The organism is Rheinheimera sp. ATLC3, from assembly GCF_059429535.1.
In genome coordinates, this window is sequence record NZ_CM182103.1 from 741,224 (window position 1) to 754,131 (window position 12,908).

Sequence of the window (12,908 nt, forward strand, 5' to 3'; positions counted from 1 at the left end):
CATTCCAACAAGTACCGGTAAATACGCAGCAGGCACGTTTTGTTTTAATATCTCCTGGCTTAGTGGCGGTAGCCTTCTGGGATAGGCAGCTCTTTCGCCAGCGCTTTAGGCCGGTTGCCTTTGCCTTTTTTGTACATTCTAAGCTGATACACATAGGCCAGCACCTGCGCTACAGCAGCAAACAGTTGCTCCGGTATCGGATGATCCAACTCTGTGGTGTGATAAATAGACCGTGCCAGTGCAGGCGATTCAATCACCGGTACTTTATGTTCGTTAGCAATTTTACGGATATGCATCGCCACTTCATCCACGCCTTTTGCCACTACCACAGGGGCGCGAAATTTGCCCTGATCGTATTTCAATGCAATAGCATAATGGGTCGGGTTGGTGACAATAACATCGGCTTTAGGCACTTCCTGCATCATCCGTTTCATCGACATCTGCATTTGGGTGCGACGGATACGGGCTTTAATCTGCGGATCACCTTCGCTGTTCTTATACTCGTCTTTAATTTCCTGCAGCGACATTTTCAGCTGCCGTATATGGTTCCATTTCTGATACGGCGCATCGACCACAGCTATCACCGAGACACTGGCGCATAAGCCCAAAAAAAGCCAGGCCAGAAAATACAGCGCTGATTCTATATTGTTTGGCTCACTCATAAGCGACAGCGCCATGATGTCAAAGAAAAACATCTTCAGCAGCAAGTAAGCGATACCAACTACCACCAGCACTTTAAGAATACTCTTTAGCAGTTCCACCAATGCCTGCAAACCAAACATACGCTTGAACCCACTTAACGGATTAAGCTTACTAGCTTTAGGTGCAGCCGCTTGCCAGCTGAAGTTAAAACCACCCAGCAGTGTATTGCCAATAAAACTGGCGACAAGAATAATAAAGAAGATACCGGCCAGTGGCGGAATGATATGCTCACCAACCGCGCCCCAGGCCGTAAACATAGAATTGGTTTCAAAAATGTCTTTCGGGTTTAGCTGCATCATGCGCTGGGCAACATCCAGCAGTGCCATTGCCAGCATTTTGCCAAAAATTAAAATCGCTGCGGCGCTGCCTATCAGTACAAAAGCGGTACCCATATCTTTAGAGCGCGCAATCTGGCCTTTCTCGGCTGCATCCTGCAGCTTTTTGGACGTGGGCTGTTCGGTCTTTTCGGCGCTTTCATCTGCCATTGCAGAGCCCTCCGGTTAGCAGCCAATCAGCCGGCAGCTGAAATCGATGCTGTGCTGCCACTGTTTGTCAAAATGGAATAAAAAGGTGTCCAGCGTCAACCACAGGATAATTAAACCTGACAGCATGGTGATAGGAAAACCTATAGAGAAAATATTCAGCTGCGGTGCCGCACGCGTCATAATGCCAAAAGACAAATTCACCACCAGCATAGAGACTATCGGTGCCAGTGCTATCGCCAGTGCAGTAGCAAACATCCAGCCGCCAAACTCGATCACCGTCCAGTAACTGGTCACTTCCCACCACTGGCCGTTAATCGGCAACGTATCAAAGCTAAACACCAGCATTTGGATCATGATCAGGTGGCCATCAAACAACCAGAACAGTAAAGTGGCCAGGATCAGATAAAACTGACCTATCGCAGCCACGTTAACGCCGCTTGCCGGGTCGACCATCGATGCAAAGCCTAAACCGGTCTGGGTCGCCAGCAACTGCCCCGCCAGCACAAAAGTGTTAATAAACATCAGCGAGATAAAGCCCAGTGCAAAACCGATCAGCAGTTGTAACAGAACTTCCAGAAACATCTGCCCAGACATCAAATCCGGGTTCGTGACAGGTGGCAACGTTGGCATGATTATCAGCGTGATCATCACTACCAGGCCGGTTTTAATCCGCATAGGGATATTGCGTACGCCTATGCCGGCCATGATCAGAAACATCCCCGTTACCCGGCACAGCGGCAGCAGGTAATCAGCTATAGTCTGCATCAGGACACTAAGTGGAAATTCCATACCTGGTTTAACCTACCACCGTCGGAATACTGAGAAACAGTTCATTGGTGTACTCCATAATCACCCGGGTAAACCAATGACCGCCAAAAATCAGCGCCAGCAAGGTGACAATTAACCTCGGCAGGAAGCTAAGCGTTTGCTCGTTAATGGATGTTGCGGCCTGAAACACCGCCACAATCAGACCGACAAATAACGACGGCAGAATAATGGCGCTAACCAGCAGAATAACCAGATACAACGCATCGCGCAGTACATCAACAAAAACCTCTGGTGTCATGTGCCCACCCCATAGCTTGTCGCCAGCGTCCCCATTACCAGTATCCAGCCATCAACCAGTACAAACATCATCAGTTTGAAAGGCAAGGATATAATCATCGGTGACAGCATCATCATACCCATGGCCATCAGCACGCTGGCGACCACCAGATCGATGATCAGAAACGGGATAAACAGCATAAAACCTATCTGAAATGCGGTTTTAAGCTCGCTGGTAATAAACGCCGGGATCACTACAGTAATCGGATAATCCTGTGGCTGCTCAGCCACTTCCAGCCCGGCAATTTGGGCAAAGGTATCCAGATCTTTGGTGCGGGTTTGATGCAGCATAAACGCTTTGATTGGCACTATCGCCGCGTCCAGCGCCTGCACCGGCGTAATCTCCTCCGATAAATACGGCTGTATAGCCGTGTCATTAATGTTTTTAAACACCGGCGCCATAATAAAAAACGTCAGAAATAACGTAATGCCTATAAGCACCTGATTAGATGGGGATTGTTGCAGGCCTATAGCCTGACGCAGTATGGCCAGTACCACAATGATGCGGGTGAAGCTGGTCATCATAATGACCATGGCCGGGATAAAACTCAGCGCCGTCATCAGCGCCAGCACCTGCAGCGTAACGCTGTATTGCTGGCTGCCATCGGCGCCGGTGGTTACAGTAACAGCAGATAAAGCACCATTATCAGCCAGAACATCGGGGCTTAGCATTATTGCCAGCACCACGAACAACAGTCGCAACATAGCTCACACTATTTTTTCAGGAACGATTGCAACTGTGTATGAAAGTCTGATGCCAACTTTTCTTCAGGTAATGGATTTTCCAGTTCAAACAGCAAATTTATGCTTTGTGAGGTCACCCCCAAAACACGCTGTTTTCCTTGCATTTCAATAACTAACAAACGCTCTTTGGGCCCAAGCGGCATAGTGGAAATTATTTTTATATGCCGACTGCCTGGCAGGCGCAGTGTCAATTTTTTGAATGCCCAGCCAAGCGCAATAACGATTGCGACAACGATACCCAGTGACAACGCCATTTTCCCCAGGCCAAGCCCGGCAGATGGCCGCTGCGCGCTGTTATCAAGTTTGGTAACCGGTTGCACCGGCGCAGGCTCAGCGGGTACTTCTGCCGGTGTTGCCGGCAGAACCGCAGTACTGTTGTCCGTAGCAGCGTTGTCAGCACGGCTGTCAGCCGTCACATCAACTACCGTATCCTCTGCCTGCGTTTGCGCATTAAGCGTTGCCGGTAACAGCAACATACAACATAAAGCGAAATAAAATAGGCGCATCAGCGAAGTTTCTTAATCCGTTCAATCTGACTGATAACATCTGTCAGACGAATACCAAACTTGTCATTTACCACAACCACTTCACCATGCGCAATCAGGGTACCATTGACCAGAACATCCAGCGGTTCACCCGCTACCCGCTCCAGCTCCACTACAGACCCCTGGTTTAACTGCAGCAAATTACGGATGCTGATTTTCGCCCGCCCCACTTCCATTGAAATAGTCACCGGAATATCTAAAATGGTGTCGAGTTTGCGTTTTTCATCAACGGTAATATCGGCTTTCTCGCCATGCAACTCTTCCAGTTCAACCGGCTCAGCGCCGTCTCCAGTACCTTCAGCTTCCGCCATCGCGGCGGCCCATTCGTCCATGGTGTCTTTATCATCAGCCATCTTAGTTACCTTCTATCACGATCTGACAGATTCAGATCGGCTTCTAATTCAGAGATATCGGCATCGCTGTCAAGCCGACGCCCGCCTTTAGTAAATACATGCATTTCTGATTTAACCGACTCAGGCCGCTTAATTTTCTCAGTGATTTTAAGCGCCACGTTTTCACGCGAGCGGCCCAGTTTGGCACGATAAGTCGGTAAATCTTCAATTAATACCGTGATATGTTCCGGAATCTCAATCGGAATAATATCGCCGGCTTTTAGCTCCATCACTTCACGCAACGTCAGGTCCACATCCATCATTTTTGTAGTCAGATCGACCTTAACATCCATAATTTCATCGCGCAGTGCTTTACTCCAGCGTAAATCCGTATCTTCTTTGTCACTTTGCACACCGGCATCGAGTAATTCGCGGATAGGCTCCAGCATGGAGTAAGGCAAGGCCACGTGGAAATCACCACCACCACCATCCAGTTCAATGTGAAACGAGCTGATAACCACCACTTCTGTCGGACTAACGATGTTCGCCATCGCCGGGTTCACTTCAGAGTCGAGATATTCAAACGACACATCCATTACCGGTGCCCAGGCTTCTTTGTAATCCTCAAAAATCAGTTTCAGCAGCATCTGAATAATGCGGCGCTCGGTAGGCGTAAATTCGCGGCCTTCTATTTTGGCATGGTAACGGCCGTCACCACCAAAAAAGTTGTCCACCAGAATAAACACCAGCCTCGCTTCCATCGTAATAAGACCAGTACCTTTAAGCGGTCTGAAGCGCACCATATTCAGGCTGGTTGGTACGAACAAGGTATGCACATACTCACCAAACTTGATCATCTGCACACCGTTGATAGAAACCTCGGCAGTACGGCGCATCATATTAAATAAACTGATTCGCATATGGCGGGCAAAGCGCTCGTTCACCATTTCCAGTGTTGGCATACGGCCACGGACAATACGATCCTGCGACGAGAAGTCGTATTCCATGGCAGAGCGGCCCCGGCCCTCGCCGGATTCGTCTATTTCTTCTTCTTCAACGTCATCGACACCATGTAATAGCGCATCAATTTCGTCTTGTGACAGTAAATCAGTCACGGCTGCTCACTCTTATTGCATAACAAAACCGGTGAATAGCACTTCATCGACCACCACCGAACCAACCACTTCAATCATCGCCTGTTGTAAATCACTCAGCGCTTTATTCTTCAGTGCATCGCGCCCGGCAACCGTTACCAGCTCATCGGCATTGGCGGCACTGAATGTTTCCAGCAGGCTGCCTTCAATGAGTGGTATATGACGCATGGCGATGGTTTCGTTGTTTGTACCACGCACCAACAATTGCACTTTAATCTGAACCATACGATCCCGTGAAGCACCCGGCACATTAAATACAAAAGGCCGTGGTAAGGGCACATATAAGGCGGTGCCTTTGGGCTCTGCACCGTCAGCGCCCGCTGACGCTGAGGCTTCATTACCTGCAGCCGTTGGTGCTGCGGCATCGTCACCGCCGGACAAGAACATAAAACCAACCACACCCAGAACAATCAGCAGTACAGCGCCTCCACCGATCAGCAATAATTTCTTTTTACCGCCACCTTCTGCAATGACTAAATCTTTTTCTGCTGCCATAGTTTATGTCTTCCGTCCGTTTTGTCCGGCGTTATTATGCTCATCTGTCAGCGGCAATGTAAATCATCGCGCCTTAAATTCCGCTCTTGCCAGACTTTATGCGTAATAATCCACCAGTCGATCATTCACAGTGGCCGTTACCTGCACCGCAGGAGCAGCAGCTGAACTGTCATCACCCGCATCCTGCCCCCCCCGATGTCTGCCGCTGCCGTTGTCATCGCGCTGGGCGAGCTGTCGTTCCTGTTGCTGGCTCTGCTGTTGTACGTTGCCCTCGCTAAGGGTAATGCCCTGCTGCTGCAACATCTCACGCAATCTTGGCATGTGTTGTTCAAGTGCTTCTTTCGCCTGGGGCTGCTGCACAACAAACTGCACCGAAGCCTGTTCTTGCTGCATATCTATTTTAATCTGCATCTGGCCAAGACCCGCAGGGTCAAGCCGGATCTCGGCTACCTGAATATTCTGCCGTACCATCAGGTTAACCCGCTCCCGAAGCTGACCAGCGGCATCCTGCTGCAACAAATTCAGGTTCTGTTTTAACTGCTCAGCCTGGCTGCGCTGAACTGTGTGCACAACACCAGTTTGCTGACGCTGCTCAGCTGCGTTCAAACTATGACTAAAAATAGCATCATGACGCACACCGGCAGTATCGGCGCCTGACTTCATACCAGACTGAAGCTGGTGCTGCCCCTCAGCCGTCAGCTGTTGTATTTCAGCTGCGGTCTGAGTACTGCCCTGTCTTGGGTTTTGTTGCTGGCCGGATTGCTCAGAGCCCTGTTTGGCGCCAGATTTGCTATCGGTTTTATCACCGTCAGGCTTCAGCAGCTTTTCAGCAGCACTGGCATTTGACGTTTTTTGTTCAGTATCAGCCGCAGCTGTGGCGTCGTCTGGCGACAACACATTTACCGCACCAGCACCCGCCAACGCCGGCGCATCCTCAGCACTTAGCTTAGCACCCTGAGCAACAGACGCATCGTCTGCTTCCGCTTTAACTTTAGCCGCACCTGTTTTAAGCGGCTTATCCTCAGCAGACTTTGCTTCAGCTTTTAATGTGGCCTGTGTCAACCCGGCCAAATCTTCGGCGTTTTCAGCATTCACACCGACAACAGAGATATCGCCATCCTCCGGCGGCACCGGTATGGCTTTATCTGCACTGGCAGCGGAGTCGAGTGTCATTTTACTGCCACGCGCTATCTGCGCATTGTCGTAGCGTGAGGCAGGTTTCTGCTCTGTCGTCTCAGTGTCAGCTAAGGCTACATTTTTTGCGTCAGTTATTGTTTGTTTAGTTGCTGATGCGGCTTTATCTGTTTGCCCGGCGGCTGAATCTGCTTCAGCATTGTTATCAGCGGTATGTGCTTCTACGGGCATCTCGTCACTTGCTGCTTGTTGCGCGGCAGTGGCATTTGCTCTGGCCAGCTGCGCAATATCCTGCCCTGCTTCTTTGTTATCGCTGCTGGCCGCAGCTTGCTCAGATGCTGCCTTAGCAGAGCGGCTTTTATCTTTTAGCGCTAATTGGTCAAGCAAACTTGCGGCGAGCAATGCCTCTTCAGCATCCTGCTGCGCACTTTCATCTGCACTGCCGTCTGCATCGACAGCAGCCTTCTCTTCATCACTGATAGCAGCCATAGCAGCACTTCGCAGCGCCTGGCTGATACCAGAAAGCGAGCTTACAGCGGCAGGCAACTGCCGAAGTTTTGTATCAGAAGGGTCGTTTTTTGCCGGTTGAACCAGCTCACCGAACATAGTGCCAAACACGGCGCTTTCACCATCAGTGCCAGCATCAGTTTTAGCGCTGTCTGATTTGAGCGACGTGTCTGTGCTCAATAGCATTGATATTTGTAAGCCTTGCGTCATGCTTATCTCCCATGCCAGCTATGTCAAAATATAGCTATAGCGTGTTACTGCTACTCTGACTATTTGCCGCATTAACGGCCACTGCCTTTATTACGTTTTAACCAACATTCAATTTTCAGGCCAGGTTGTCATCCTGCTGAGCCGCCAGCCGACGCATAAATAACTGATTGGCATACTCGTCGGCGTTCTTCTGCTCTTGCTTTAACTGGCGTTGCAGCTCGGCAACATTATTGCGTTCAACCAGCAGTTCCAGCGCCTTACGTTTCTTTTGCATGGCTAACCAGCTTTGTTTACGTTGCTCGGCCGCGGCACGGGCCTGATGTACCGCCCGTCCCTGCTGTAAGATGGCCTGATCCAACTTGCCGATAAAGTTAACAAATTGCGTGTACTGCCGGCTTTGTAAGCCGGCACTGCCCTGCTGCTGGCTTTGCTGTATATATTCGGTACGGTAGTTCGCCAGCCCCTGATACTTTTGTTCCTGCTGCTGGTAAAATTGCTGGGCCGAAACAAATTGCGCCTGCAGTTTTTCTTCTCTTTCTTGCTGAATTTTAATCAGCATCGCAAAGCGCTTGTTGATCATACGGTGTTATTCCTTGCTACAGGTGCCAACTGGCTCAGTGCCTGCAGGCTGTCATCGTAGGCGACAACATCATGCATACCCTGCTGCAAAAACCGGTTGATATTGGGCATCATTGCTATGGCTTTATCTAACTGAGGATCGCTACCACGCACATAGGCGCCTATCGCAATCAGATCTTTACTTTGCTGATAACTGGAATACAGCTGCTTAACTGAACGGGCCATCTGCTGATGTTCACTGCTGGTCACCGACGGCATAACGCGGCTGATAGATTTCTCAATGTCCACTGCCGGAAAATGCCCACTGTCAGCCAAAGCACGAGACAACACTATGTGGCCATCCAAAATAGCACGGGACGCATCAGCAATCGGGTCCTGTAGATCATCGCCTTCTGACAATACCGTATAAAATGCAGTAATAGACCCCTGGCTGCCGCTGCCGTTGCCAGCACGTTCAACCAGTGCCGGTAACTTGGCGAACACAGAAGGCGGATAGCCTTTTGTTGCCGGTGGCTCGCCAACCGCCAGCGCTATTTCACGTTGGGCCTGGGCATAACGGGTAATAGAGTCGATAAGCAGCAGTACATCCAGCCCCTGATCACGAAAATACTCCGCTACCTGGACCGCCGTTTCACAGCCTTTTAAGCGCATAAGCGGCGACACATCAGCAGGCGCCGCAATAACCACCGAACGCGCTTTACCTTCGTCCCCCAAAATTTCGTCAATAAACTCTTTAACTTCCCGACCACGCTCGCCAACCAGCCCGACAACAATGACATCGGCAGAGGTGCCCCGTGTCATCATGCCAAGCAGCACACTTTTACCTACACCAGAGCCGGCAAATAAGCCCATCCGCTGACCTTTACCTACGGTCAGAATACTGTTGATTGCCCGCACACCCACGTCAAGTGGCTGCTTTATTGGCCGTCTGTGCAGTGGGTTTATTGGTTTGCCTTTGATACCACCATGCTCGCGCGCTGCAATCGGCCCTTTGCCATCCAGTGGCGTGCCAACACCGTCAATAACACGCCCGAGCAAGTTCATGCTAAGCGGCACACCTTTAAAATTCAGCATGGGTGTAACTTTGGCCCCCGGCACGACACCGGAAACATCATCTTTGGGCATCAGGTAAATGCGATCATTAGCAAAGCCAACCACTTCGGCCATGATATCGCCACGGGCGGTTTCGACACTGCAGGGCTGGCCAATTGCCGCACTGCAGCCGGTAGCTTCCAGCGTCAAACCAACGACCCGCACCAGATGCCCGGAAACAGAAGGTTTTGAACGATGAACATAGCCCAACTGCTGTTGCAGAAACTGGCTCAGCGTTTCACTGCTGGCCATGATTATTCCCCGGCCTCAGGCGCATCAGCGTGTTGCTGTAGCTGCAGGAAATGTTCAAGACTGCTCTGAACGCGTTGGCTTAAAGTGCGATCAACACTTGAGCGGCTACTTTCTACCATACAGCCACCCTGCTCAATCGACGGTTCAGCCCGCAGTTGCCAACCTCGCTCGATAAGGGCCTCTGTGCCGTAAAATTGTTCAATGGTACTGATATCCTGCGGGTTAAGTTTTATCAGCAGCTGCGATGCATCGAGCGGCAATGCACTGATAGCATCACTGACTGCCTGCAATATAACCTGTTGATTAGTCTTAACTTCGACGGCAATTACGGCCTGCGCCATTGCCAGGCTCAGCTCCAGCAATTGCTGTTGTACCATCGCATCCACATTTGCCAGTGGTTGCTGTAGTTGATCCAGCAAAGTACTCAGCTGCGTTAACTTGTTATTGAGCTCTTCCTGACCATCTGCCAATCCTTGTTTTTTGCCTTCAGCCTGCCCCTGGGTAAAACCATCCTGCTGGCCTTGTTCTCGCCCTTCGCCGTAGCCTTTACTGAACCCTTCGTCTTTGCCTTCGGCAAATCCTTCATCAAAAGCAGCCTGACGGATTTGCTCGATGTCATCCGCCGTCAGTGGTTTCAGGGTTAACTCTTCTTCTTCCTGTGGCTTCTGCGCTTTAGCAACCGGCTGGGTTTTATTCAACGCATTGGTTTTGGTATTACGCTTTAGCTGCTCTGAAGTCAGATCCGGTGTCTGCCACTGCTTTAACAGCTCTTCGGTGTCATCATCCGGCGAAAATGGCCGTTTATATTTAAAGGCATCAACTGACATATGCGCACTCATTTTGCTTACAGGAAGTCATCACCACCGCCGCTGCCCAGCATAATTTCGCCGGCATCAGACAAGCGTCGTGCAGTCGACAGAATTTCTTTTTGTGCCGCCTCCACATCACTGACACGCACTGGCCCCATGGCTTCCAAATCATCCTGCAGCAATTCTGCCGCCCGTTTGGACATATTTTTGAAGATTTTCTCTTTCAAGTTTTCATCTGTGCCTTTTAATGCTTTCATCAGCACATCCTGCTGCACTTCACGCAGCAATACCTGAATACCGCGATCATCAACATCTATCAGGTTTTCAAACACAAACATCAGATCCTGAATTTGCTGCGCCATTTCTTCGTCATGCTCACGGATTGAATCCATCAGCTGACCTTCAATATTGGTATCCATATAGTTCAGAATGTCGGCAGCTGCTTTTAAGCCACCCATTTTCGCGGTCTGCGTACCCGCCTGACCTGCAAACTGTTTCTCCATAATCTCGTTTAACTCCTGCAACGCCGCCGGTTGCACTTCTTCCAGGTTGGCAATACGCATGGTTAAATCCAGCCTTACCTTTTCCGGGAATTGCGATAGAATTTCGGCGGACTGTTCAGGTTCCAGATAGGACAACACGATAGTCTGGATCTGCGGGTGTTCGTTGCGGATGATGTTCGCCACCTGCTTAGAGTCCATCCATTTCAATGAATCCAGGCCTTTGGCACCACCACCCAGTACTATCTGATCGATCAGATTAGCTGCCTTCTCTTCACCTAATGCCGCTGTTAACGCGCGTTTGATAAACTCTTCACTCTGGAAGCCAATGGTGCTGAAATTCTGAATTTGTTCAATAAACAGCCGGTGTACAGCGCTGATTTTGGCCTGGTTCAAATCTGTCATCTGCGCCATCGCCAGACCGACTTTCTGCACCTGTTTCGGCTCTAAGTGCTTTAAGATCTGCGCAGCATCTTCTTCTGATAAACTCAGCAATAAAATGGCCGCTTTCTCAACACCGTCCAGTTTGCCAACGTCAAACGCCGGCTTTGTCGCTTCTATGCTACTCATCTTCAGCCAACCAGTTTTTCACTACCAGAGAAGACAGTTCAGGCTCATTGGCAACCAAGGCCCTAACTGCGCGTAATAAATCATCATCACCATGTAAGTCTGGCAGCATCAGTGTGCCATCAGGTGCAAAGCCCACGGCATTTTCATCAAAGCTTGAGCTTAGCATATCAATGGTGTCATCCCCTAAGTCCAGCCCGCTGCTAAGAGCATTGTCGTCATAGGCCTCTTTGGTATCTTCAGGGTAAATCAGTTTCTTCAGCATTGGCCGCACTATCGCCAGGATCAGCACGATAATAATCAGGCCACCAATGGCAAGACGTACGACTCGCAGGAACCATTCTTCTTCATAGAATGCAGGTGTCGGTGGCTGTACCACTTCATCTTTCATAAAGGGCACAGAGATCACTTCAATCATGTCACCGCGCTGTGCATCAAAGCCGATACCACCTTGTAGCAGGCGACGGATATCAGCCAGCTCTGCCTGAGGCCGCGGCTGTGGTTCACCGTTTTCACCGGCAACGTAGTCAATCGCAACGGACACACTTAAACGCCGGATCACGCCACTTTGCTGGGAGATGTGGCTGATAGTCGTGTCCAGCTCATAGTTGCGGGTCGCTTCTTTATGATTACGGCCAGGAACCACCGGTTTAGCATTAGCGCCGGTGGCCTGCTCCGGAATATTCGAGTTCAGCGGTGGCTGGTTAGACAAAGCTCCCGGGATACCAGCACTTAAACCACCGACACTGTTTTCTTCAATCGTCATTTCGCTGCGAACAGCAGGCAGGTCAGGGTTAAACCGTTTCTGCGTTTGCTCGGTTGCAGTAAAATCCATATGCAGGTCGACCTGAGCAGTGTAATTACCATAGCCCAGCACCGGCATTAAAATTGAGTCAACTTTCTGACGGTATTCTTCTTCACGGGTACGCTGCAGTTCATACTCTTTGCGGGTACGGGCAGAGCTGGCATCCTGAGAGCCACTGTTGAGCAGACGGCCATTCTGATCGGTAACGGTAACTCTTGACGGAGATAACCCCTGCACAGCAGACGCTACTATATCAACGATAGCGTCTACTTCGCTGTCACGTATGACCGTGCCGCCACGCGCCGTAACCAGCACTGTTGCTGATGGCAGCTTTTCAACCCGGGCAAACACGTTTTCTTTGGGGATAGCCAGCAATACGCGCGCCCGCGCCACGCTTTGCAGCTCTTCAATAGTGCGGGCCAGCTGCTGCTCACGGCTGTGTTTTAACCGCTCCATTTCCAGGCGCTGGCTGACACCGAAACCGCTGTCCTGCAACAGAAACTCGGTGCCGCTGGAAGGCTCTTGCGTTAAACCTGCACGTGACAATGATAATTTAGTGCTCTGAAACTTATCCTCAGCAACATAGATCACATTGCCTTCAAGCGTGTAATCAATTTTTTGCGCATCCAGGTGGTCCAGCGTTTTGATTAGTTCTTCAGTAGGAAAGGTGCCCAGCGGACGCATTTCAGGCTGGCGTGCCCACATAATGATTAAAATTGCTATGGCCAGACAAATTGTCAATGCAACGATAAGCGTGATCTGACGCACCAGATCCATACCGCCTAACGAGCCAACAAAACCACTTTTTTGCTCCTGCTGTTCACCACTACTGTAATCGTTACCAGCCAGCGCCAGCTCGGTTGATTGATTTTCAGCCACAACCTATTCCTCC

At 50.3% G+C, this 12,908-nt stretch carries 14 protein-coding genes; all 14 read right to left on the reverse strand.

Annotated features, from left to right (window positions below; translation table 11 throughout):
• Window positions 1-59 precede the first annotated feature (59 nt).
• Window positions 60-1,187, reverse strand: coding sequence for a flagellar biosynthesis protein FlhB (gene flhB / locus AC5SV9_RS03495; RefSeq protein ID WP_475152707.1), 1,128 nt, complete (start codon window positions 1,185-1,187; stop codon window positions 60-62).
• Window positions 1,188-1,202: 15 nt separating this feature from the next.
• Window positions 1,203-1,976: a flagellar biosynthetic protein FliR gene (gene fliR / locus AC5SV9_RS03500; RefSeq protein ID WP_475152705.1), complete on the reverse strand. Its 774-nt coding sequence runs from the start codon at window positions 1,974-1,976 to the stop codon at window positions 1,203-1,205.
• Between the two features lie 7 nt (window positions 1,977-1,983).
• Window positions 1,984-2,253, reverse strand: coding sequence for a flagellar biosynthesis protein FliQ (gene fliQ / locus AC5SV9_RS03505; RefSeq protein WP_134053801.1), 270 nt, complete (start codon window positions 2,251-2,253; stop codon window positions 1,984-1,986).
• Window positions 2,250-2,996, reverse strand: coding sequence for a flagellar type III secretion system pore protein FliP (fliP, locus tag AC5SV9_RS03510; protein ID WP_273020814.1), 747 nt, complete (start codon window positions 2,994-2,996; stop codon window positions 2,250-2,252). Before fliP ends, fliQ begins: the two co-directional genes overlap by 4 nt.
• 8 nt (window positions 2,997-3,004) lie before the next feature.
• Window positions 3,005-3,541 carry a flagellar biosynthetic protein FliO gene (gene fliO / locus AC5SV9_RS03515; protein ID WP_475152703.1) on the reverse strand — a complete coding sequence of 179 codons (537 nt, stop codon included), beginning with the start codon at window positions 3,539-3,541 and terminating at the stop codon, window positions 3,005-3,007.
• Window positions 3,541-3,933: a flagellar motor switch protein FliN gene (fliN, locus tag AC5SV9_RS03520; protein WP_475152702.1), complete on the reverse strand. Its 393-nt coding sequence runs from the start codon at window positions 3,931-3,933 to the stop codon at window positions 3,541-3,543. Before fliN ends, fliO begins: the two co-directional genes overlap by 1 nt.
• A gap of 5 nt (window positions 3,934-3,938) precedes the next feature.
• On the reverse strand, window positions 3,939-5,027 hold the full coding sequence (gene fliM / locus AC5SV9_RS03525) for a flagellar motor switch protein FliM (protein WP_134053794.1): 1,089 nt from the start codon (window positions 5,025-5,027) through the stop codon (window positions 3,939-3,941).
• A 12-nt stretch (window positions 5,028-5,039) separates the two neighbouring features.
• Entirely contained in the window at window positions 5,040-5,561 is a 522-nt protein-coding gene (fliL, locus tag AC5SV9_RS03530; protein ID WP_475152700.1) for a flagellar basal body-associated protein FliL, read from the reverse strand.
• A gap of 96 nt (window positions 5,562-5,657) precedes the next feature.
• A complete protein-coding gene (locus AC5SV9_RS03535) occupies window positions 5,658-7,412 on the reverse strand; it encodes a flagellar hook-length control protein FliK (protein ID WP_475152698.1) in 1,755 nt (584 codons plus the stop codon).
• A 115-nt stretch (window positions 7,413-7,527) separates the two neighbouring features.
• Window positions 7,528-7,992 carry a flagellar export protein FliJ gene (fliJ, locus tag AC5SV9_RS03540; protein WP_134053788.1) on the reverse strand — a complete coding sequence of 155 codons (465 nt, stop codon included), beginning with the start codon at window positions 7,990-7,992 and terminating at the stop codon, window positions 7,528-7,530.
• The gene (gene fliI, locus AC5SV9_RS03545) at window positions 7,989-9,335 is read right to left on the reverse strand and encodes a flagellar protein export ATPase FliI (RefSeq protein WP_475152696.1); all 1,347 of its coding nucleotides are present in this window, start codon (window positions 9,333-9,335) and stop codon (window positions 7,989-7,991) included. The genes fliJ and fliI overlap by 4 nt, the downstream gene beginning before the upstream one ends.
• Window positions 9,336-9,337: 2 nt before the next feature.
• Window positions 9,338-10,162, reverse strand: a complete 825-nt coding sequence (gene fliH, locus AC5SV9_RS03550; protein WP_475152694.1) for a flagellar assembly protein FliH — start codon at window positions 10,160-10,162, stop codon at window positions 9,338-9,340.
• 17 nt (window positions 10,163-10,179) lie between these two features.
• On the reverse strand, window positions 10,180-11,214 hold the full coding sequence (gene fliG / locus AC5SV9_RS03555; RefSeq protein ID WP_134053782.1) for a flagellar motor switch protein FliG: 1,035 nt from the start codon (window positions 11,212-11,214) through the stop codon (window positions 10,180-10,182).
• Window positions 11,207-12,895 (reverse strand): flagellar basal-body MS-ring/collar protein FliF, encoded by a 1,689-nt coding sequence (gene fliF / locus AC5SV9_RS03560; protein ID WP_475152691.1) that lies wholly within the window; start codon window positions 12,893-12,895, stop codon window positions 11,207-11,209. The genes fliG and fliF overlap by 8 nt, the downstream gene beginning before the upstream one ends.
• Window positions 12,896-12,908 lie beyond the last annotated feature (13 nt).